General features: G+C 65.6%; 20 protein-coding genes. 10 read left to right on the plus strand and 10 right to left on the minus strand.

What is annotated here, in order from left to right:
- Nucleotides 1-39: 39 nt before the first annotated feature.
- Nucleotides 40-774 (minus strand): metallophosphoesterase family protein, encoded by a 735-nt coding sequence (locus tag A7Q26_RS02635; RefSeq protein WP_066856306.1) that lies wholly within the window; start codon nucleotides 772-774, stop codon nucleotides 40-42.
- Between the two features lie 230 nt (nucleotides 775-1,004).
- Between A7Q26_RS02635 and A7Q26_RS02640 the strand changes: the two genes are divergently transcribed.
- From A7Q26_RS02640 to pgl, 5 genes are all read left to right on the plus strand, one after another.
- The gene (locus tag A7Q26_RS02640; RefSeq protein ID WP_066856111.1) at nucleotides 1,005-2,213 is read left to right on the plus strand and encodes an acetyl-CoA C-acetyltransferase; all 1,209 of its coding nucleotides are present in this window, start codon (nucleotides 1,005-1,007) and stop codon (nucleotides 2,211-2,213) included.
- A gap of 81 nt (nucleotides 2,214-2,294) precedes the next feature.
- Nucleotides 2,295-4,472, plus strand: a complete 2,178-nt coding sequence (locus A7Q26_RS02645) for a 3-hydroxyacyl-CoA dehydrogenase NAD-binding domain-containing protein (protein WP_066856114.1) — start codon at nucleotides 2,295-2,297, stop codon at nucleotides 4,470-4,472.
- A gap of 68 nt (nucleotides 4,473-4,540) precedes the next feature.
- Nucleotides 4,541-5,542: a UDP-glucose 4-epimerase GalE gene (galE, locus tag A7Q26_RS02650; RefSeq protein ID WP_066856117.1), complete on the plus strand. Its 1,002-nt coding sequence runs from the start codon at nucleotides 4,541-4,543 to the stop codon at nucleotides 5,540-5,542.
- 10 nt (nucleotides 5,543-5,552) lie between these two features.
- Nucleotides 5,553-6,029: a YbaK/EbsC family protein gene (locus tag A7Q26_RS02655; protein WP_066856121.1), complete on the plus strand. Its 477-nt coding sequence runs from the start codon at nucleotides 5,553-5,555 to the stop codon at nucleotides 6,027-6,029.
- Between the two features lie 5 nt (nucleotides 6,030-6,034).
- On the plus strand, nucleotides 6,035-6,727 hold the full coding sequence (gene pgl / locus A7Q26_RS02660) for a 6-phosphogluconolactonase (protein ID WP_066856125.1): 693 nt from the start codon (nucleotides 6,035-6,037) through the stop codon (nucleotides 6,725-6,727).
- Between the two features lie 139 nt (nucleotides 6,728-6,866).
- Here pgl and A7Q26_RS02665 read toward each other — a convergent pair whose 3' ends face one another.
- Nucleotides 6,867-7,130: a hypothetical protein gene (locus A7Q26_RS02665; protein ID WP_066856309.1), complete on the minus strand. Its 264-nt coding sequence runs from the start codon at nucleotides 7,128-7,130 to the stop codon at nucleotides 6,867-6,869.
- A gap of 58 nt (nucleotides 7,131-7,188) precedes the next feature.
- On the opposite strand from A7Q26_RS02665, the gene A7Q26_RS02670 reads away from it, so the two are divergent.
- Complete coding sequence (locus A7Q26_RS02670) at nucleotides 7,189-8,325, plus strand: aminotransferase class I/II-fold pyridoxal phosphate-dependent enzyme (protein WP_066856128.1); 1,137 nt, start codon at nucleotides 7,189-7,191, stop codon at nucleotides 8,323-8,325.
- A 21-nt stretch (nucleotides 8,326-8,346) separates the two neighbouring features.
- Here A7Q26_RS02670 and A7Q26_RS02675 read toward each other — a convergent pair whose 3' ends face one another.
- Nucleotides 8,347-8,643, minus strand: a complete 297-nt coding sequence (locus A7Q26_RS02675) for a chorismate mutase (RefSeq protein ID WP_066856131.1) — start codon at nucleotides 8,641-8,643, stop codon at nucleotides 8,347-8,349.
- A 190-nt stretch (nucleotides 8,644-8,833) separates the two neighbouring features.
- On the opposite strand from A7Q26_RS02675, the gene rpsD reads away from it, so the two are divergent.
- Nucleotides 8,834-9,448, plus strand: a complete 615-nt coding sequence (gene rpsD, locus A7Q26_RS02680) for a 30S ribosomal protein S4 (RefSeq protein WP_066856133.1) — start codon at nucleotides 8,834-8,836, stop codon at nucleotides 9,446-9,448.
- Between the two features lie 111 nt (nucleotides 9,449-9,559).
- On the opposite strand, the gene A7Q26_RS02685 is transcribed toward rpsD, so the two are convergent.
- On the minus strand, nucleotides 9,560-11,539 hold the full coding sequence (locus A7Q26_RS02685; protein WP_066856136.1) for an alpha/beta hydrolase family protein: 1,980 nt from the start codon (nucleotides 11,537-11,539) through the stop codon (nucleotides 9,560-9,562).
- A gap of 134 nt (nucleotides 11,540-11,673) precedes the next feature.
- Here A7Q26_RS02685 and A7Q26_RS02690 point away from each other — a divergent pair, with 134 nt between their 5' ends.
- Nucleotides 11,674-13,344 (plus strand): M28 family metallopeptidase, encoded by a 1,671-nt coding sequence (locus A7Q26_RS02690; protein ID WP_066856138.1) that lies wholly within the window; start codon nucleotides 11,674-11,676, stop codon nucleotides 13,342-13,344.
- Between the two features lie 30 nt (nucleotides 13,345-13,374).
- On the opposite strand, the gene A7Q26_RS02695 is transcribed toward A7Q26_RS02690, so the two are convergent.
- The gene (locus A7Q26_RS02695; protein WP_084438945.1) at nucleotides 13,375-13,818 is read right to left on the minus strand and encodes a DUF6265 family protein; all 444 of its coding nucleotides are present in this window, start codon (nucleotides 13,816-13,818) and stop codon (nucleotides 13,375-13,377) included.
- Between the two features lie 100 nt (nucleotides 13,819-13,918).
- Here A7Q26_RS02695 and A7Q26_RS02700 point away from each other — a divergent pair, with 100 nt between their 5' ends.
- Nucleotides 13,919-14,917, plus strand: coding sequence for an agmatine deiminase family protein (locus A7Q26_RS02700; protein WP_066856312.1), 999 nt, complete (start codon nucleotides 13,919-13,921; stop codon nucleotides 14,915-14,917).
- A gap of 17 nt (nucleotides 14,918-14,934) precedes the next feature.
- The gene (gene aguB / locus A7Q26_RS02705) at nucleotides 14,935-15,783 is read left to right on the plus strand and encodes an N-carbamoylputrescine amidase (RefSeq protein WP_066856144.1); all 849 of its coding nucleotides are present in this window, start codon (nucleotides 14,935-14,937) and stop codon (nucleotides 15,781-15,783) included.
- 30 nt (nucleotides 15,784-15,813) lie between these two features.
- Here aguB and A7Q26_RS02710 read toward each other — a convergent pair whose 3' ends face one another.
- From A7Q26_RS02710 to leuB, 5 genes are all read right to left on the minus strand, one after another.
- Nucleotides 15,814-16,605 (minus strand): LysR family transcriptional regulator, encoded by a 792-nt coding sequence (locus A7Q26_RS02710; protein WP_066856148.1) that lies wholly within the window; start codon nucleotides 16,603-16,605, stop codon nucleotides 15,814-15,816.
- On the minus strand, nucleotides 16,602-17,000 hold the full coding sequence (gene apaG, locus A7Q26_RS02715) for a Co2+/Mg2+ efflux protein ApaG (protein ID WP_066856315.1): 399 nt from the start codon (nucleotides 16,998-17,000) through the stop codon (nucleotides 16,602-16,604). The genes A7Q26_RS02710 and apaG overlap by 4 nt, the downstream gene beginning before the upstream one ends.
- A 37-nt stretch (nucleotides 17,001-17,037) precedes the next feature.
- On the minus strand, nucleotides 17,038-18,246 hold the full coding sequence (locus tag A7Q26_RS02720) for a trans-sulfuration enzyme family protein (RefSeq protein WP_066856151.1): 1,209 nt from the start codon (nucleotides 18,244-18,246) through the stop codon (nucleotides 17,038-17,040).
- Complete coding sequence (locus A7Q26_RS02725; RefSeq protein ID WP_066856155.1) at nucleotides 18,243-19,241, minus strand: threonine dehydratase; 999 nt, start codon at nucleotides 19,239-19,241, stop codon at nucleotides 18,243-18,245. The genes A7Q26_RS02720 and A7Q26_RS02725 overlap by 4 nt, the downstream gene beginning before the upstream one ends.
- A gap of 61 nt (nucleotides 19,242-19,302) precedes the next feature.
- Nucleotides 19,303-20,346 (minus strand): 3-isopropylmalate dehydrogenase, encoded by a 1,044-nt coding sequence (gene leuB, locus A7Q26_RS02730; protein WP_066856157.1) that lies wholly within the window; start codon nucleotides 20,344-20,346, stop codon nucleotides 19,303-19,305.
- Nucleotides 20,347-20,390 lie beyond the last annotated feature (44 nt).

Here is a 20,390-nt window from a genome sequence, read left to right on the forward strand (position 1 = left end):
GGGCCGGATATAGGCCGCCTCCGCCGGGGCGCAACGCTTCTATGCCCTGCCGGTGCGCAACGCCCTTGCCCAGTCGGCGCGGCCGCGCGCCCCGGCCACCTGCGCTGCCGCCTCCCAGTCATAGGCGACCGCCACGATCTCCGCTGTCCAGCCGGATGCGTCCCGCGCCACGATCGCATAGCGGGCGTGGGGCGACCCCGTCTCCACGCGGTGCGGCACGGGCTGGTCGTCCCGATAGGCGGGCAATCCCACGCTGCCGGGATTGACCACCAGCCCGCCGCCCGGCCGGCGGTGGATGCGCGGGACGTGGGTGTGGCCGCACAGGATCAGCGGGGCAGCGATTCCCCCTGCCCGCGCCTCCACCTCGTCCGCCGTCGCGGCGCGCAGCACGGTGCCGTCGATCGTTTCCAGGAAATAGACGAGGTCGCTGTCGGGCGTGCCATGGACCATCACTATCTCGTCGGTCAGCCAAAGCCGTTCGGGCAAGCCGGCGATCCAGTCGCGATGATGCCGCTGCAGGAGCGAATCGGCATGGCGATCCGACAGCCCCATCCGCTCCGGTGCGAGCGTCAGCAACTGCCGCTCATGATTGCCCCGGATGGTCGGCAGGTTCATGGCCATCAGTCGGTCGGCGGTTTCGCACGGGAACAGTGGACCCGAAAGGATATCGCCCAGATTGACGATGCGATCGACGCCCCGCCGCCCGATGTCCGCCAGCACGGCGTCAAGTGCCGCCAGATTGCCATGGATATCGGAGAGGACGGCGATACGCATGAGATTGAATGGCATGGAGATTCGCGCGACGAAAGGGGGTAAATATAGACGGCGATCTGGACAGTTCATCGCGTGTCGCGTCGCCGCCTTGCGATTGCCGTTACGGCAGCGCCGTCACGGCTCAGGGCTGGAATTGAGACTTGCACTTTACGTAAACGTAAATACATTCACGGCAGCATCCTATGGTTGGGCAAAGCGCCGGAACGACCCCACGGAGAGGGACAAAAGACATGGAAGCCTATATCTACGACGCCGTCAGGACGCCCCGTGGCCGGGGCAAGGCCGACGGGTCGCTGCACGAGATCACCCCTATCCAACTGGCGACACAGGTACTCGAAGCGGTGCGCGACCGCAGCCGGATCGACACTGCAGATGTCGATGACGTCATTCTGGGCTGCGTCAGCCCGGTGGGCGAACAGGGGGCGGACATAGCCCGCGCAGCCGTTCTGAACGCCGATTATGCGCAGACCGTGCCGGGCGTACAGATCAACCGCTTCTGCGCATCTGGCCTTGAAGCCGTCAACATGGCTGCTGCCAAGGTGTATTCCGGCGAAGCGATGTTCGCGATCGGCGGCGGCGTCGAATCGATGAGCCGCGTGCCGATGGCGTCGGACGGCGGCGCGATCGCGATGGACCCGGCAGTCGCCTACAAGACCTATTTCGCGCCGCAGGGCATTGGCGCGGATGTCATCGCAACCAAGTTCGGCATCAGCCGCGACGATGCCGACGCCTATGCGATCGAAAGCCAGAAGCGCGCCAAGCAGGCCTGGGACGAAGGGCGCTTCGCCAAGTCGATCGTGCCGGTGAAGGACGTGATCGGCCAGGTCGTGCTCGATCATGACGAGCATATGCGCCCCGATGCGACCATGCAGTCGCTGGGGGCGCTGAAGCCCAGTTTCACCGCACTGGGCGAGGAGATGCCGGGCTTCGACACCGTCGCCCTGCTGCGCTATCCCGAGCTGGAAAGGGTCAACCATATCCACCACGCCGGCAACAGCAGCGGCATCGTCGATGGCGCGGCCGCCGTGCTGGTCGGCAACAGGGAGATGGGCGAGAAATATGGGCTGAAGCCCCGCGCCCGGATCAGGGCGATGGCCTCGATCGGGTCGGAGCCCCTGATCATGCTGACCGGGCCGGAATTCGTCGCGGGCAAGCTGCTCGCCCGTGCGGGCATGAGCGCCGCCGACATCGACCTGTGGGAACTGAACGAGGCGTTCGCCTCGGTGGTGCTGCGCTATATGCAGGCGATGGACCTGGATCATAGCAAGATCAACGTCAATGGCGGCGCGATCGCCATGGGCCATCCGCTGGGCGCGACCGGGGCGATGGTGCTGGGCACCGCGCTCGACGAACTGGAGCGTAGCGGCAAGGGCACCGCGCTCATCAACCTGTGCGTCGGCGCGGGCATGGGCACCGGCATCATCATCGAGCGCTTGTAAAAATAAGAGACGAGCCCTTCGACATTCGAACGAGACATGTGGCTCGTTCGAACAGGGCGAACGGAATTGAGAGGCAGCATCATGCAGACCATCGCATTCGACATCGATGCCGACGGCATCGCCACCCTGACCATCGACGTTCCGGACCAGTCGATGAACGTCATCGGCCCCGATTTTCTCTCCGATCTCGACGCCGCGATCACGCGCATCGCGTCGGAGGACGCCATCAAGGGCGCGGTCATCGCGTCGGGCAAGGACAGCGGCTTCATGGCCGGCATGGACCTTAAATATTTCGGATCGATGCTGGCGAGCGAGGGCGGGCAGCGCCCTGCCCCGGCGGCAATCTTCGACAAGGTTTTCGTGCTGAACAATCTGTTCCGCCGGCTCGAAACCGGCGGCAAGCCGGTCGCCTGCGCGATCGAGGGCACCTGCGTGGGCGGCGGGTTCGAGCTGGCGCTGGCCTGCCATCGCCGTTTCGTCGGCGACAGCCCCAAGACCCAGCTGGGCCTGCCCGAAATATTGATCGGCCTGTTCCCCGGCGGCGGCGGGTCGCAGCGGCTGCCGCGCCTGATGGGGGTGCAGGCCGCGCTGATGTACATGCTTCAGGGCAAGCTGTTCCGTCCGGCCGAGGCCGCGATGCTCAAGGTGGTCGATCAGGTGGTGCCGCAGGGCACGGCCGTCGCGGCGGCGAGGGAATGGGTGAAGGCCAATCCCAATGCCGGCACCCAGCCATGGGACGTGAAGAGCTTTAAGGTGCCCGGCGGCGCCGGCGGCTTCAACCCGGCCTTCGTCCAGACGATGGCGGGCGCGCTGCCGATGACGCTCAAGCAGACCCAGCGCAACATGAATGCGCCGATCGCTTTGCTGTCCGCCGTCTATGAAGGCATCACCCTGCCGATGGACCGGGCAATCCGGATCGAGAGCAAATATTTTGCCAAGGTCGCCGCCGATCCACAGGCGAGCAACATGATCCGCACCCTGTTCGTCAACAAGCAGGCCGCCGAACGCGGCGCGCGCCGCCCCAAGGACGAACCGAAGGCGCCGACCAGGAAACTTGCCATGCTGGGCGCGGGCATGATGGGGGCCGGGATCGCCACCGTCGCGGCGCAGGCGGGGATCGAGGTCGTGCTGTTCGACCGCGATCAGGCCTATGCCGAGAAGGGCAAGGCGCATGTCGAGGAGGTGCTGAAGAAGCGCCTCGGCAAGGGCATGACCCCGGAGAAAATGGCGGAGACGCTGGCCCGCGTGACGCCGACCACCGACTATGCCGCGCTCGCCGGAGCGGATTTCGTGATCGAGGCGGTGTTCGAGGATGTCGCGATCAAGGCGGAAGTCACGAAGAAGGTCGAGGAGGTGCTGGGCGCAGACACCATCTTCGGCTCCAACACTTCCACCCTGCCCATCACGAAGCTGGCGCGGGCATGGAGCAGGCCCGAGAATTTCATCGGCGTCCACTTCTTCTCACCCGTCGAGAAGATGCCGCTGGTGGAGATCATCCTGGGCGAAAAGACCGGCCCCGCCGCCATCGCCAAGGCGCTGGACTTCGTCGCCCAGATCAAGAAGACGCCGATCGTCGTGCATGACAGCCGCGGTTTCTACACCTCGCGCAGCTTCGGCACCTATGTGCAGGAAGGCGCGGAACTGGTGGGCGAAGGCGTCAACCCGGCGCTGATCGAAAATGCCGGCAAGCAATTGGGGATGCCGACCGGGCCGCTGGCCGTCAGCGACGAGGTGTCGATCGAACTGGGCGTCAAGATCATGACCGCCGCGAAGAAGGAACTGGGCGACGCCTATGTCCCGCAGGGGTCGGACGACATCATGGTCAGGATGGTCGAGGCCGGGCGGCTGGGCCGCAAGAACGGCAAGGGCTGGTACGACTATCCCGAAGGCGGCAAGAAGCATCTGTCCCCGGTGCTGGAGGAGATGTTCCCCCGCGCAGCCGAGCAGCCCGATGTCGAGGCGGTCAAGGAACGGCTGCTCTATCGCCAGCTGATCGAATGCGCCCGCTGTTTCGAGGAAGGCGTGCTGGAGACGCCGGAGGATGGCGACATCGGCGCGATCTTCGGGTGGGGCTTCGCGCCCTACACCGGCGGCCCGTTCAGCCATATGGACACGGTCGGCATCGCCCATGTCGTGGCCGTACTGGACCGGCTGGCGGCGGCGCATGGTCCCCGCTTCGCACCCACAGCACAGCTGCGGGAGATGGCGGCCAACGGCGCGACCTTCTATCGCCCCGTTCCGTCCCGCGCCGCAGCATGATCGATTTGTAAATCGTAACGCTTCTGTATTAGGTCTCCCCGGACATCTCCGGGGAGACCTTTTTTCTTATGAGCAAGCCTACGGTCCTGGTTACGGGCGGCGCCGGCTATATTGGCAGCCATGCGGTGCTGGCGCTGAAGGACGCCGGTTATGGCGTGGTCGTGATCGACAATCTGGTCACGGGCTTTCGCTGGGCGGTGCCCGACGGCGTCGCCTTCGTGCAGGGGGACATTGCCGACCAGCCGCTGGTGCAGGCGACATTGCGCGATCATGATGTGAAGGCGATCATGCATTTCGCCGGGTCGGTCGTGGTGCCGGAATCGGTCGAGAACCCGCTCAAATATTATCACAACAACAGCGCCAAGACCCGCGACCTGATCGAGAGCGCGGTCGCAACGGGCGTGCCGCATTTCATCTTCTCCTCCACCGCCGCGACCTATGGCATCCCCGAGGAAAGCCCGGTCCGGGAAACGACGCCGCAGCGGCCGATCAATCCCTATGGCATGTCGAAGCTGATGACAGAATATATGCTGCGCGACGTGGCCGCGGCGCATCCGATCAACTTCTGTGCGCTGCGATACTTCAATGTTGCGGGGGCGGACCCCGCAGGCCGCACCGGGCAGTCGACGGCGGGCGCGACGCACCTCATCAAGGTCGCGGTCGAGGCGGCGCTGGGCAAGCGCAGCCATGTATCGGTGTTCGGCACCGATTTCGACACGCCCGACGGCACCGGCGTGCGCGACTATATCCATGTCACCGACCTCGCGGCCGCCCATGTGCTGGCGCTGGAGGCGCTGATCGCGAAGCCCGATCAGAATTACCTGCTCAACTGCGGCTATGGCCGCGGCTTCTCCGTGCTGGAGGTGCTGGACGCCGTCGATCGCGTCACCAACATGACCATCGACCGCAAGCTGGAAGGCCGTCGCGCCGGCGACCCGGATTCGCTGATTTCGGACAATCGCGCGATCATGGCGGAATTCCCCTGGGAACCCCGCTATGCCGACCTGGAGCAGATCGTCACCCACGCCCTCGCCTGGGAACGCAAGCTCGGCGAATTGCAGGGCGCATGAGGCGGACGGCATGAGTGAGGCGAGCGTTCGCGCCTTCTTTGGAGAAAAAGCGCCCGATGTGGCGATCATCGACCAGGGCGTCAGCACCGCGACGGTGATCGAGGCGGCCGCCGCGCTGGGCGTGGAGCCGGCGCGGATCGCCAAGACATTGTCGCTGCGCGTGGGGGAGAGGATCGTGCTTGTCTGCGCGCGGGGCGACGCGCGGCTGTCCAATGGCAAGGCCAAGGCCGCGCTGGGCGCCAGGCCCCGGATGCTGGGCGGGCACGAGGTGGAAGAAATTACCGGCCATCCGGTCGGCGGCGTGTGCCCCTTTGGCTTGGCGACGCCCCTGCCCGTCTATTGCGACGTGTCGCTCAAGGACTTCGCCACCGTGTTCCCGGCGGCGGGATCCCGCACCACGTCCGTCGAACTGACGCCCGACCGGCTCGCTGCCTTGACCGGAGCGCAATGGATCGACATCTGCACCCTTCCCGAAACCGTCGAGTGAGAGCCATGCCGACCGAACATCTTTTCGCCACCGGGGCCGAGGCCGCCGCCGACATCGCAACGCGCATCGCCACGATCCTGGCCGACGCCGTCGCGACGCGCGGGTTGGCCGGCATCGCCGTGTCGGGTGGCCGATCTCCCCGGCCGGTTCTGGAGGCGCTGAGCGCGGCCGATCTCGACTGGAGCAGGGTCGTCGTGACCCTGGTCGACGAACGCTGGGTCGCCCCCGACAGCCCGGACAGCAACGAGCGGCTGGTACGCGAGACATTATTGCAGGGACCGGCGGCAGCGGCGCGGTTCGTGCCGATGAAGAATGACGCGGGGGACGCCTATGCGGGCCAGCCCGCGGTCGAGGCGGCCTTTGCCGAACTGCCCTGGCCGCTCGACGTCATCCTGCTGGGCATGGGCGATGACGGCCATACGGCCTCGCTCTTCCCCGAAGGCAAGGAACTGACGGACGGATTGGCGAGCAAGGCGCTGACCATAGCAGCCACGCCCCCGGCTGCCCCGCACCAGCGAATGTCGCTGACGGCGCACGGCATTCTTCGGAGCCGCCATGTCTTCCTCCAGATCGGCGGCGCGGGCAAGAAAGCGGTCTATGATCGCGCGCTGGCGGGCGGTGCCGTGGAGGAATTGCCGATCCGGCTGGCGCTGTTGCAGGACAAGGTACCGGTCGAGGTCTGGATCGCGGAAGGCTAACTCTTGTTCCCCTGAAACGGGAGGGAGACCACGAAGTGGTAAAGGGGTTTCCCGCTAACGACAGGGCGCCCCCCCTCCGTCAGGCGCTACGCGCCTGCACCCCTCCTTACGGGAAGGATTTTTGAAAGCTTAGCCCCCTTCACCCTCGCACCTCATGCTTCGAGATCAGGTAACGCCATACCCCAACGGCGTTGATGACCAGCAACGCCACATTCTGCCACCCTATCCCTTCGCTGTCCTTGTCGAGAAAGCCCCAGCCGATCAGGGCGAGCGATGAGGTCACGAACAGGACGAAGGCCCAGCCGGTGATGCGGCGACCGAGGTTCAGCGAAACGATCAGCGCGGCGAGCGTAGCCGCTCCCGCGCCATAATATTGCAAGGCAGTCAGCAGAGTGGGGCTCATGCCGGTTGCAACGCTGCGGCCATGGACATGGTTGCGCCCCGGCTCTAGGCACGCGGCCATGGTTGCCGAAATCGATCCCTTCCACGCCATCGCCATCAGCCGCGAGGCCCACGCACTTGAAGCACAAGGCCGCTCCATCCTGCACATGGAGTTCGGCCAGCCATCGACCGGGGCACCCGCCGCCGCCATCGCCGTGGCGCATCAGGTACTCGACACCGAACCCATGGGCTATTGGGAAAGCACCGCGCTGAAAGAACGGATCGCGCGGCATTATGCCGAGCGGCATGGCGTCGCCATCGACCCGGAACAGATATTGCTGACGTGCGGCGCGTCGCCCGGACTGGTGCTGGCGCTGACCAGCCTGTTCGCGCCCGGTGCCCGCGTCGCCACCGCGCGGCCCGGCTATGTCGCCTATCGCAACAATTTGAAGGCGCTCTATCTGGAGCCGGTCGAAATCGCCTGTGGCCCGGCGGAACGCTATCAGATCAGCGCCGATGCGCTGGTCGCGCTCGATCCCCCGCCAGAAGGGCTGATCCTCGCCAGCCCGGCCAATCCCACCGGCACCATCATCCCGGCGGACGAACTGGCGGCCATTGCCAGGGTCTGCGCGGATCGCGGCATCCGTATCATTTCCGATGAAATCTATCATGGCCTCAGCTTCGGCGAAGCAGCGCGCTCGATCCTGAAGTTCGCGGCTGACGCGATCGTCGTGAACAGCTTTTCCAAATATTACAGCATGGCTGGCTGGCGGCTGGGCTGGATCGTCGTGCCGCCCGACCTGATCGACGTGGCGCGGGCACGGATGGGCAACCTGTTCCTGACGCCGCCGGTGCTGGCGCAGCGCGCAGGACTGACCGCCTTCGACTGCGCCGAGGAACTGGATGGGCATGTCGCAACCTATCGGCGAAATAGACAGTTGCTGCTCGACGCGCTGCCCGCGCTCGGCCTCGCCAGCATCGCGCCGCCCGACGGCGCCTTCTACATCTATGCCGACATCAGCCATCTGACCAATGACAGCCTGAGCTTCTGCCAGAAGCTGCTGCGCGAAACCGGGGTGGCCACCGCGCCGGGGATCGATTTCGATCCGGTCGACGGCCACCGCTTCATCCGCTTCAGCTTCGCCGTGTCGACCGATCGGATCGAGGATGCGATCGCGCGGATGATCCCCTGGTTCCAGGCGCAGGGCGGGCGTTAAGCCCGGCCCTCTCCGCAGCGTTCAGCCCCGCGTCCGGTCGAACTCGGCCAGCTCATAGGCGATGGACGCTTCGACCAGTTGCTCCCACAGGTCGGCTATGACATCGCCGGGCGCGCCGAGCCGTTCGGCCTCCGCCCGGGCATTGGCGATCACCTGCGCCTTGCGCGCTTCGTCGCGGACGGCACCGCGATCGGGCTTGATCCGCGCGGCGGCGCGCATATGGGCGAAACGCAGGTCGAGCAGGGCGACGAGCTGGCGGTCGATCTCGTCGACACCGGCGCGCACCTGCGCCATGCTGCTATAGCTATCGGGGTTCATGGGGGACGGAATTAGGCCGCCCGCCCTGCCCTGTCGAGGCTTGACATGCCCGACCCTTGCGGTCATAGGCCCGCCTTCGCGATTGGCCCCGCATCCCGGTGAAGCGGCGGCCCTGCCCCTGAGCGCATCCACGCAATACGGACGTAGGCGATACCGGGGTAACGTCGTTAGCAGTTGTAAGGAATTATCTATGTCGAAGCGCACAAGCGCCAAGTACAAGCTCGACCGCCGCATGGGCGAGAATATCTGGGGTCGCCCGAAGAGCCCGGTCAACAAGCGTGAATATGGTCCCGGTCAGCACGGCCAGCGCCGCAAGGGCAAGATGTCGGACTATGGCATTCAGCTGCGCGCCAAGCAGAAGCTGAAGGGCTATTATGGCGACATCACCGAAAAGCAGTTCAAGAAGAACTATTTCGAAGCCAGCCGCATGAAGGGCGATACCGGCCAGAACCTGATCGGCCTGCTGGAGCGCCGCCTGGACGCCGTCGTCTACCGCGCCAAGTTCGCGCCGACCATCTTCTCGGCCCGCCAGATCGTCTCGCACGGCCACATCTATGTGAATGGCGTGAAGTGCAACATCGCGTCGCGTCTGGTGAAGCCGGGCGACGAAATCACCCTGGGCAAGAAGGCGCAGGAAATGGCGCTGGTCCTGGAAGCACAGAGCCTGCCCGAGCGCGACATTCCCGACTATGTGTCGCCGGACGGCGCCACCAAGGTCACCTATGTCCGCGTTCCGACGCTGGACGAAGTGCCCTACCCGGTGAAGATGGAACCGAACCTGGTCGTCGAATTCTATTCGCGCTGATCGGTCCTTCCGGACAGAATTACAGAAAAGGGCGGCCCGCAAGGAGCCGCCCTTTTTCTTTGCCTGAAAGGGGATCGAAAGGGAGAGGGTCGCCCCTCCCCCCATCGCCGGTCATTTTCCTGCGGCCAGCAGAAAGTCGGCGCTTTTCTGGAGCAGGTCGGCGCGCGCGTCGCTGTCGTTCAGATTATGGGTCAGCCCATCATAGGTGACGAGCTGGCTGCGCTTGCCCGCGCCCTCCAGCTTGCCCTGCATGATCCGCGCCTGGCTGATGTCGACATTATTGTCGTCGGTGCCGTGGAACATCAGCACGGGGGCGCGAAATTCGGCCACGTGATTGGAAGGCGAGGCGTCTTCGGCTTCCTGCCCGGTTCCCATGCGCTGCTGCTGGAGCAGGTAGTTACTATAATATTGCGAGCGGCGCATCCGGTCGGCAAAATCCGTCACCGGCGCGATGGCGACGACGGCCTTGAACAAGGCAGGATCGACCGCCTGCGCCTGTAGCGCGGCATAGCCGCCATAGGACCAGCCGGCGATGGTCAGCTTCGCCGGATCGGCGATGCCCTGCGCCACCAGCCATCGCCCGGCGTCAACCACGTCACCGATCGCCGTGCGCCACGACCGATAGCCGTTTTGCATCAGCCATTTCTCGCCGAAGCCGGCAGACCCGCGAAACTGCGGCTGGATGACGGCGAAGCCGCGCGCGGCATAATATTGCACCATCCAGTCGAAGCCCCATTCGTCGCGGGATTCCGGGCCGCCATGGGGCATGACGACGGCCGGCAGGCCCTTCACCGTTTCCTTGCCCGGCGGCAGGGTGAGGTAAGCGGGGATCATCGTCCCGTCGGCCGCCTTGTAATGGACCGACTGCATCGTCGCGAGTGCCTGACCGGCCAGTTCGGGACGGTCGGGCATCACCGGCGACAATTTGCGCGCGGCACGATCGAACAGATAATATTGTCCCGGATCGACATCGCTGCCGGCCCAGACCAGCACCCGCTGCCCGTCGGCGCTCATGTCGCCGATATGCACGACCTTGCCGCCCAGCGCCTTGCCGAGTGACTTGGTCAGGGCTGCGACCTGTTCGTCGAAATAGACCACCTGGCGATGGTCGGTCACATAACTTGCGCCCACTACGCGCTGGTCGCGGCCGACCCGGACCAGCCCGGTCACGTCCACTTGCGGATGGGCGAATATGACCTTCCTTTCCAGTCCTGGATCGAGCTCGACCGTTACCAGCGCGTCGCGTCCATCCGTCTTCTCATAGCCATAGGCGACATTCTTCGCCGGATCGACGGCGACGGGATAGAAGCCGCTATTGTCCTGGACATCATAGCTCGACAGGTCGCTCCAGCCGGTCTTGCCCTGCGGCCGATAGAGGAATTTGTACGTTCCCTTGTCGTAGCCCGACCCCTTGACTTCGCGCAGGCCCATGATCCGCACCGCGCCGTGACCGTCGGCGACATAGTCGATCGCCTGCGTTTCGGGCTGCTCGATCCGCTTGGATGCGCCCGATCGCGTGTCGATACGATCGACGCCCAGGCCGCGCAGCTTGGAATTGACCAGACTGCCGATCTTGGCTTCCGGGACGTAGGCGCGGGTCATCAATACCGAACCATCTTCCCCCGGCAGAAAATCGAGAATCTCGCCGCCCCTCAGGTCGAAGCCGATCGCATTCTGGCCCTGACGACGGCTGAGCGAACGGACGCCGCCGCCGACCGCGTCCACCGCGAAGATGCTGTTGAACCCATAGACATCATCGCCGAGGCGGCTGGCTCCGCCGATCTGGCAGGCCAGGCGATCATTGGAAACCCAGTTGCAGCGATAGAGATATTCCGGCCGTCCGGTGGTATAGGCCACCGCCTTGGGCACCGCGCCTTCGACTGCATCCAGCACATAGGCTTTGCTGGTCCGTCCCGCGTCCGCCGCGATCAGCGCGATCTTCTGGCCGTCGGGCGAGAGGCTGGCGGAGATCACCGTCTCGCGCGCGCCAAATGCCTTGGCCAGCGCATCGGGCTGCCCCTGCGCCAGCGCGCCCGGTGCGACGCCCGCCGCAAAAAGCCCGAGCACGGCCGCCCTGGAATATCGTGCCATCCCCCCAAAATCCCCCTGAAAAACCCGTCAGATCAGATGGCTAGGCCAAGCCATCGGCAAAGGCAACGGCCTTGCTTGCCCTTGCCGCCGCGCGGTGGCATCACCTGTGCATTCGTAAAACAAAGGTCATTCCCATGCGCAGTTCCATCGCGGCGATCGCCGCCATCCTCGCCCTGTCCGCGCCCGGCGATTCGATCGCCGCAGCGGCAAAATCCACCTCCGCCAGAATGGCGGAACCGTCGATCGAGACGATGAAGCGGCTGGTGCAGGAGCTGTCCTCCGACGCCTATGAAGGGCGCGCGCCCGGCAGCGCGGGCGAGGAGAAGACGCTGGCCCTGCTGGCTGCGGAGTTCGGTAAGCTGGGCCTGAAGCCCGGCAACAACGGCAGCTGGTTCCAGGACGTGCCGCTGGTCGAAATCAATGCGAAGAATGTCTCCGCGCTCAGCTTCACGGGCGGGAAGGCGCCCGTCACCGCCGCCCATGGTCCGGAGATGGTGATCGGCACCTATCGCACCAACCAGCCGCACATCGAGGTGAAGGACAGCCCTGTCGTCTTCGTCGGCTATGGCATCAACGCCCCGGAAAAGGGCTGGAACGACTATGCCGGGCTGGACGTGAAGGGCAAGACGGTCGTCATCCTGGTCAATGATCCCGATTATGAGACGCAGGGGCTGACCGGGCCGTTCAACGGCCGCGCCATGACCTATTATGGCCGCTGGACCTACAAATATGAGGAAGCCGCGCGGCAGGGCGCCGCAGCCGCGATCATCATCCATGACACGGTGCCCGCAGCCTATGGCTGGAACGTCGTCCAGTCGAGCTGGACCGGCGCGCAGCATGTCGCCGACAGCGCCGACGGCAATGCCGGGCAGAGCCAGGCGATCGGCTGGATCCAGAAGGAGAAGGCGGCGGCCCTCTTCGCCAGCGCGGGCCTGGACCTCGACGCGCAGATGGCGGCGGCGAAGAAGCCGGGCTTCAAGCCGGTGCCGCTGACCGGCGTGAAGGCCAGCGTCTCCTTCGACAATGACCTGCGCAAGCATAAGTCCAAGAATGTCGTCGCCCTGCTCCCCGGCAAGACGCGCCCGGACGAATTTGTGCTCTATTCCGCCCATTGGGATCATCTGGGCCGATGCCAGGCCGCGCCCGACGGCGACGACATCTGCAACGGCGCGGTGGACAATGCGACCGGCACCGCCGCGCTGGTGGCGCTGGCGGAAGCGAATGTGAAGGCCGGTCCGACCGACCGTAGCCAGGTCTTCCTGGCAGTGACGGCCGAGGAGTCCGGGCTGCTGGGTTCGGCCTATTATGGCAACAACCCGGTCTTCCCCTTCGCGAAGACGGTTGGCGGCGTCAACATGGACGCGCTCAGCGTCGCGGGACTTGCCAGGAATGTCGTGGTGATCGGCAAGGGCAAGTCGCAGCTCGACGCCTATCTCGACCGCGCGCTGACCGCGCAGGGCCGGGTCGCGACTCTCGAACCGACGCCGGAGAAGGGCTATTATTACCGCTCCGACCATTTCAGCTTCGCCAAGCATGGCCTGCCGATGCTCTATTTCGAGGGCGGCGAGGATCTGGTGAAGGGCGGCACCGCGGCGGGCCTGGCCGCAGCGGAGGATTATACCAAGAACCGCTACCATGGCCCCAAGGACGAATATGATCCCAATTGGGACTGGAGCGGCGTGCTGGCCGACCTGAAAATCTATTATTCGGTGGGTCGTGATCTGGCGAAGACGACCGACTGGCCCAACTGGGTGGAAGGCGACGAATTCCGCGCCATCCGCGACAAGGACCGGGCAGCGAAATAAGCAGCCGACCGAACCGTCATGCGCCGATGGCTATTGTCCCATCGGCGCATAGGTCCATGCCTGCGTCCCGCTGCCGTCCAGCTTCGACACTTCCGCCTTGAGCAGCGGCCCTTCGCGCCAATATCGGATGCGCTGGGGATAGTCGTGGGCGGCATTGGCGAAGACGATTTCGCTCGCGCCCTGCGATTCCATCGGGAAACGGGAAACCGACACACCCCTGGGCGATGCGTAGAAGGCGATCGTGCCGTCGGGATCGCGCTCGATCCGGGTCTGCTCCCAGAATTCCAATGCCTCCCCCTTGCCGGTCCGCGCGGCGCCCAGCAGGATGCCGCCCCGCGCCGATGACCAGAACTCCTCGGCCCAGCTTTCGCCCTGTTTCTCGATCCATGCCCCCGCCATCCAGCCGGGCAATTCGCCCGCTGACGCCGCGGGCGACCCGGCCATCAGCATCAGCGCAACCGCAACGTTCCGCATGATCGTCTCTCCCCTGTCCATGGCGCGCGCGCCACGCTATGGAGCGCGCGACCCGCAGCGTATCACGGATCGGCCCGCAGGCCGAGCAAGGACGATATTCATGACTTTCCGTATGCCCGCCGAATGGGCGCCGCACGAATGGACCTGGATCGGCTTTCCGACCAACCCCGCCGAATGGCCCGGCGCCTTCGACGAAGCGCGCGCGCAGATCGCCGCCTTCGCCAGCGCGCTTCATGCCGATGGCAGGGGTGAGGAGGTGCGGCTGGTCGTGGACAACGAAGTGGACGCCTCCGCAGCGCGCGCACTGGTCACGGAAGCCGTCCAGATCGTTGTCCAGCATCTGGGCGACGTGTGGCTGCGCGATACCGCGCCGATCGCGGTGCTGAACCGCGCTGGCGCCGGGGAGCATGGGCGTGCACTGGTCGATTTCGGCTTCAACGGCTGGGGCGGCAAATACCGGATGCCCGGCGACGAGGATATCGGCGCGCGGCTCGCCGCGACGACGGGCCTGCCCACATCGACCCAGCATTGGGTGTTTGAGGGCGGCGCGATCGACACCGACGGCACTGGCCTGTTCGTCACGACCGAGCAATGCCTGCTCAATCCCAACCGCAACCCGGACCTGGATCGCGGGAAGATCGAGACGCTGCTGGCGGGCAGCCTAGGCCTGTCCGACATGCTCTGGCTCGGTGACGGCCTGCTCAATGACCATACCGACGGCCATGTCGACAATCTCGCCCGCTTCGTGGCGCCCGGCACGCTGGCGCTGCCGATCGCCACCACGCCGGATGATCCGAACGCCGCCCTCTATGCCGACGCCCGCGCCCGTGCGCGCGCCTTTGGCATCGAGGTGGTCGACATCCCCTCGCCCGGCCTTGTGCTGGTGGACGGAGAGGCGATCCCCGCCAGCTACATGAATTTCTATGTCGGCAACGCGGCCGTCATCGTGCCCATCTATGGCCAGCCCAACGATCAGGCCGCGCTCGACGCCTTCCGCCCCTTCTTCCCCGGCCGGGAGATTGTAGGATTGCGCAGCGATGCCATATTGTCGGGCGGCGGCAGCTTCCATTGTTGCAGCCAGCAGATGCCTTCGCTTTGACAGGGTCCGAAACCAGCATGACCAAAGTTACCGTCGCCGCGCTCCAGCTCAGCTTTTCGGACGACATGGGCGAGAATATCGCCAAGGTCGCGGACCATGTGCGCAAGGCCGCGATGCGGGGCGCAAAGATCATCCTGCCGCCCGAACTGTTCGAAGGCCCCTATTTCTGCCGTGTCGAGGACGAAGCCCTGTTCGCCAACGCCCAGCCGACCGACGCGCATCCCGCCGTGCAGGAAATGCGCAAGCTGGCGAAGGAATTGGGCGTCTATATCCCGACCAGCTTCTTCGAGCGTGACGGTCATCATTATTACAACTCGCTCGCCATGATCGATGACGCGGGCGAGATCATGGGCGTCTACCGCAAGAGCCACATCCCCGATGGTCCCGGCTATGAGGAGAAATATTATTTCCGTCCCGGCAATAGCGGGTTCAAGGTGTGGGATACGAAATATGGCACCGTGGGCGTCGGCATCTGCTGGGACCAATGGTATCCCGAAACCGCGCGCTGCATGGCGCTGATGGGAGCGGAAATCCTGTTCTACCCGACCGCGATCGGCTCTGAACCCTATGACGCCGAACTCGACACCAGCCGCATGTGGCGCCGAGCGATGATCGGCCATGCGGTCAGCAACTGTATGCCGGTGATCGCCGCGAACCGCATCGGTGACGAGGACGGACAGCTGTTCTACGGCCACAGCTTCATCAGCGATGAATGGGGCGACTATCTGGCCGAAGCCGATGCGAAGGACAGCGGTGCGCTGGTTGCGACGCTGGACCTCGCCAAGGCGAAGATCCACCGCGCCGGCATGGGCTTCTTCCGCGACCGCCGGCCGGAGCTTTACGGACGGATCGCGCAGGATATCTGAAGGCGGCGGTGGCGCGCCTCCATCCCCGATTCAGGCGGTCAGCGCCTCGACCAGCGCCTTGACCTTCTTCTGCCGCCATTGGGGCAAGGGCGCGATCAGCCAGTAGGCGAGCAGCGTCGGTGTCGGGTCGCCCACCTGCCGCACCCGTCCCGACGCCAGATCGGCCTGCGCCAGCAACAGCGGCACTCGCGCCCGGCCGAAGCCATTGGCCGCCGCCTCGATGGCGAGGCCACCGTCGGCCACGCGAATCGTCGCGGGCTTGTCGCCGGCAGGGCAGCCGGGCCAGTCGATGCGATGATCGGGGCCGCCCGATGCCGCCTCGACCATGACATAGGCGGCCTCGCCGATCTTGATGCCCTCATGCTCGCCCGCTCCGTCGGTCAGGCGCAGGGCGATGTCCAGATTGGCTTCGGTGAAGTCCAGCGCGTCGTCGGCCGCGATCAGCTGGAAGGTCAGGTCGGGCTGGCCCACGGCATAGGCGGCAAGGCGCGGCTGGAGCCATTTGGCGCTGATGTCGCGCGGCGCGGCGATCGTCAGCGCATGGCTGGACTGGCCCGCCTGCATCGCCCGGACCGCTTCCTCGAACTCCAGGAAACCGGCGCGGAGCGCGTCGAGGCCGGCCTCCGTCTCGGGCGTCAGTTCCAGCCCCTTGGGCGTGCGGCGGAAGAGGACAACGCCCAGCATGTCCTCCAGCGCGCGGATCTGCTGGCCCACGGCCGCCGGTGTCACTGCCAGTTCGTCCGCTGCGCGGGTGAAGGACAAATGCCGAGCCGCCGCATCCAGCACGCGCAGGCCGTTGAGCGGCAAATGCGTCCGCTTCATTCGGCCACCGCCGGCGCGATGAGGGCGAAATGGGGAATGGCGACGTCGAACGTCTCGCCGCCGATGCCGATCATGCGATAGCTGCCCTGCATCGAGCCGGTCGGCGTGTTGAGCGGGCAACCCGAAACATAGTCATAGCTTTTCCCCGGCTGCACCACCGGCTGTTCGCCCACCACGCCGTCGCCATCGACCCTATGCTGGCCGCCGCGTCCGTCGGTGATGACCCAGTGACGGGTCAGCAGCTGCACCGGCTGATCGCCTTGGTTTTCGATGCGGATATGATAGGCCCAGAACCAGCGGCCCCGGTCCGGCTCCGACTGTTCGGGCAGGAATGTAACAGCGACGTGGACGGTGATGTCGCGCGTCGTCGCATGAAAGGGGAAGAGCGCCAGCACGGTCATGTCTCAGGAATGCGCCCTGCCCCCGCGTCCGTCAACGGCCTATCGCGCGCAGCGCCCGGTCGAAATCGGCGATGACATCGTCCGGGTCTTCCAGCCCGACATTCAGGCGCAGCATATCTTCGGTGATGCCGACCTCCAGGCGCGCGGCTTCCGCCATGCCATAATGGGTGGTCGAGGCCGGATGCGTCATCAGCGAACGCGAATCGCCGATATTGTTGCTGATGTCGACCAGTTCGAGCGCATTGAGCAGGCCATGCGCCTCGGCCCGGCCACCGCCGACATAGAGCGAGAAGATCGGCCCTGCCATTTCCATCTGCCGCATGGCGAGCGCGTGCTGCGGATGGCTCTCCAGCCCAGGATAAAGCACCTTGGGCAGGCGCGTTTCCAGGAAGGCGGCGACCTTCAGCGCATTTTCGCTCTGGCGACGGATGCGCAGGTCGAGCGTCTCCAGACCTTTCAGCACCACCCAGGCGTTGAAGGCGCTGAGCGTCGGCCCGGTGTTGCGGTGGAAGGGCAGCAGCACATTGTCGATCCACTCGCGCGTGCCGCAGATGGCCCCGGCCAGCACCCGCCCCTGCCCGTCCATCATCTTGGTCGCGCTATAGGCAACCACATCCGCGCCAAATTCCATCGGCCGCTGGAGCGCGGGCGAGGCGAAGGCATTATCGACCACGGTGGTGATGCCATGAGCTTTCGCAATCGCGCAGACGGCGGCGATGTCCACCACGTCCATCGTCGGATTGGCCGGCGTTTCGAAGAAGAAGACCTTGGTATTGGGCTGCACCGCAGCTTCCCAGGCGTCGGTGTCGCGCGCGTCGATCGTGGTGGTCGCGATGCCGAATTTGGGCAGCAGCGTGTCGGTCAGCCAGCGGCACGATCCGAAGGCCGCCTTGGCCGCGACGACATGGTCGCCCGCCGACAACTGGCACAGCAAGGCCGCGGTCATCGCCGCCATGCCGGTCGCCGTGGCGCGGCACGCCTCCGCCCCTTCCAACAGGGCGATGCGCTGTTCCAGCATCTCCACGGTCGGGTTCTGGAGGCGGCTGTAGGTCATGCCGACCTGCTCGCCGGCGAAGCGCGCGGCGGCATCCTCTGCCCGGTCGTAGCAATAGCCGCTGGTCAGGAAGAGCGCTTCGGACGTTTCGCCATATTCGCTGCGCGCCGTGCCGCCCCGGACCGCCAGCGTCGCCGGCTTCCAGTTCTTCGTGATCTCCCGATCCTGCCCGCTCTTCCGCTTCATATTGCTTTCCGCATATCCATCGTGACGCGCGGGGTGGCCCCGCTCAATATCTCGGCCATCTGGCTCCTGTCGCCATTACCGCCCGACAGGATTACCGCAACCTTCTTGCCGCGCATTCGCTCTTTTTCCTGGCACAGCGCCGCCAGAGCGACCGCGCCCGCCCCTTCGGCCAGGTTGTGCGTATCCTCCCAATAGATGCGGATCGCCTGCGCCACTTCATCATCGGTGACGGCGACGAAGCGGTCGGCGCGCGGCCCGAAATAGTCGAGCGCCGCCTGGACCGGGGTGCAGACAGCCACCCCATCGGCAAAGGTGTAGGCGGTCGGGCTGGAAATCAGCCGCCCCGCCTCGAAGCTGCGCTTGGCCGCGTCGACATGGGCGGAGACGACGCCGACGATCTTCGTGCCGAGGCCCAGCGCATCGCGCGCCGCGATCGTCCCGCAAAGGCCCGATCCGCAGCCGACCGGCACATAGACGGTGTCGAGATCGGGCACCGCGTCGAACAGTTCCAGGCCATAGCTCGCCACGCCCCGCACCAGTTCGCCATGATAGGCGGGGACCATATAGAGTCCCTCCTCCTGCGACAGGCGCAGCGCCTCCGCCTTCGCACTGTCGAAATCATGGCCATGTTCGATCAGGGTCGCGCCGAACGCGCGCATCGCGGCGTTCTTTTCCAGCGCATTGCCGTGCGGCACGACGATCGTGACATGCAGCCCGGCCGCCCGCGCCGCGCGCACCTGCGCCTGCCCATGATTGCCGCGCGTCGCGGTGATGATGCCGGTCACGTCCGGGTGGGCGGTCCGCAGCCAGTCGATATAGGTGATCGCGCCGCGCACCTTGAACGCGCCGGTGGGCGTGTGGTTCTCATGCTTCACCCAGACGTCGCAGCCGGTGCGGCCGGCCAGCAGCGGCCAGGCATATTGCGGGGTCGGCGGCACCTGATCGCGGATCAGGGCAGCGGCGGAACGGAGCGAGGCGAGCGAGAGATCGGTCATCGCCCGCCCTTATGGCTGGCGGGCAACGACGCCAATAACCGTTGCCCGCATATTGGCCCTTTCAGAGCGCGGCGAGCACCACGTCGCCCATCGCCACCGTGTCCATCGTGCCGCCCAGATCGGGCGAGCGCGCGCCGTCGCGCAGCGCCTTCGCCACCGCCGCCTCGATCCGGTCGGCCTGTTCGGGCAGGTTCAGCGAGTAGCGCAGCATCATCGCGGCGGACAGGATGGTCGCCAGCGGATTGGCCTTGCCGGTGCCGGCAATGTCGGGGGCGGAGCCGTGGATCGGCTCGTACAGCCCCTGGCCGCTGCCGTTCAGCGTCGCCGACGCCAGCATCCCGATGGAGCCGACGCACATGCTCGCCTGATCCGAGAGGATGTCGCCGAACAGATTTCCGGTCACGATCACGTCGAACTGGCCGGGGTTGCGGACCAGCTGCATCGCGGCATTGTCGACATACATATGGGTCAGGGCGACGTCGGGATAGTCGGCCGACACTTCGATCACCACGTCGCGCCAGAGCTGGCTGGTTTCCAGAACATTGGCCTTGTCCACCGAGCAGAGCTTGCCGCGCCGGGCGCGCGCGGCCTGGAAACCGGCATGGGCGATGCGCCGCACTTCGGCTTCGTTATAGGACATGACGTCATAGCCTTCGCGCAGGCCGTCGGCGGTGGTGCGGAATCCCTTTTCGCCGAAATAGACGTCGCCATTGGTTTCGCGCACGATCAGCAGGTCGATGGAGCCGGCGACTTCGGGCTTGAGCGCGCTTTCATGCGCCAGTTCGGGAAAGACCTTCGCCGGGCGCAGGTTGGAAAACAGGCCCAGTGCCTTGCGCAGGCCCAATATCGCCTGTTCGGGGCGCAGATGGCGTTCCAGCGAGTCGCAATCGGGATCGCCGACCGCGCCGAACAGGATGGCGTCCGCGCGCCTGGCAATCTCCAGCGTCTCGGGCGGCAGCGGATGGCCGACCGCCTTGTAGGCCGCGCCGCCGACGAGGCCATCCTCATAGGTCAGGCCGGGAATAGCCAGCGCATCGAGTACGCGCTTTGCCTGCGCCACGATTTCGGGACCGATGCCGTCTCCGGGGAACAGGGCGATCAACATGGCGAGACTCCTTATATTGCGTGGCTGATATTGCGTGGCTGGCC

The organism is Sphingobium sp. TCM1 (assembly GCF_001650725.1).
Lineage (GTDB): Bacteria > Pseudomonadota > Alphaproteobacteria > Sphingomonadales > Sphingomonadaceae > Sphingobium.

Bases quoted from the DNA above. Each gene is read 5' to 3' on its own strand.
- A7Q26_RS02635 (WP_066856306.1), bottom strand. From the start codon at position 774: ATGCGTATCGCCGTCCTCTCCGATATCCATGGCAATCTGGCGGCACTT.
- A7Q26_RS02640 (WP_066856111.1), top strand. From the start codon at position 1,005: ATGGAAGCCTATATCTACGACGCCGTCAGGACGCCCCGTGGCCGGGGC.
- A7Q26_RS02645 (WP_066856114.1), top strand. From the start codon at position 2,295: ATGCAGACCATCGCATTCGACATCGATGCCGACGGCATCGCCACCCTG.
- galE (WP_066856117.1), top strand. From the start codon at position 4,541: ATGAGCAAGCCTACGGTCCTGGTTACGGGCGGCGCCGGCTATATTGGC.
- A7Q26_RS02655 (WP_066856121.1), top strand. From the start codon at position 5,553: ATGAGTGAGGCGAGCGTTCGCGCCTTCTTTGGAGAAAAAGCGCCCGAT.
- pgl (WP_066856125.1), top strand. From the start codon at position 6,035: ATGCCGACCGAACATCTTTTCGCCACCGGGGCCGAGGCCGCCGCCGAC.
- A7Q26_RS02665 (WP_066856309.1), bottom strand. From the start codon at position 7,130: ATGAGCCCCACTCTGCTGACTGCCTTGCAATATTATGGCGCGGGAGCG.
- A7Q26_RS02670 (WP_066856128.1), top strand. From the start codon at position 7,189: ATGGTTGCCGAAATCGATCCCTTCCACGCCATCGCCATCAGCCGCGAG.
- A7Q26_RS02675 (WP_066856131.1), bottom strand. From the start codon at position 8,643: ATGAACCCCGATAGCTATAGCAGCATGGCGCAGGTGCGCGCCGGTGTC.
- rpsD (WP_066856133.1), top strand. From the start codon at position 8,834: ATGTCGAAGCGCACAAGCGCCAAGTACAAGCTCGACCGCCGCATGGGC.
- A7Q26_RS02685 (WP_066856136.1), bottom strand. From the start codon at position 11,539: ATGGCACGATATTCCAGGGCGGCCGTGCTCGGGCTTTTTGCGGCGGGC.
- A7Q26_RS02690 (WP_066856138.1), top strand. From the start codon at position 11,674: ATGCGCAGTTCCATCGCGGCGATCGCCGCCATCCTCGCCCTGTCCGCG.
- A7Q26_RS02695 (WP_084438945.1), bottom strand. From the start codon at position 13,818: ATGCGGAACGTTGCGGTTGCGCTGATGCTGATGGCCGGGTCGCCCGCG.
- A7Q26_RS02700 (WP_066856312.1), top strand. From the start codon at position 13,919: ATGACTTTCCGTATGCCCGCCGAATGGGCGCCGCACGAATGGACCTGG.
- aguB (WP_066856144.1), top strand. From the start codon at position 14,935: ATGACCAAAGTTACCGTCGCCGCGCTCCAGCTCAGCTTTTCGGACGAC.
- A7Q26_RS02710 (WP_066856148.1), bottom strand. From the start codon at position 16,605: ATGAAGCGGACGCATTTGCCGCTCAACGGCCTGCGCGTGCTGGATGCG.
- A7Q26_RS02720 (WP_066856151.1), bottom strand. From the start codon at position 18,246: ATGAAGCGGAAGAGCGGGCAGGATCGGGAGATCACGAAGAACTGGAAG.
- A7Q26_RS02725 (WP_066856155.1), bottom strand. From the start codon at position 19,241: ATGACCGATCTCTCGCTCGCCTCGCTCCGTTCCGCCGCTGCCCTGATC.
- leuB (WP_066856157.1), bottom strand. From the start codon at position 20,346: ATGTTGATCGCCCTGTTCCCCGGAGACGGCATCGGTCCCGAAATCGTG.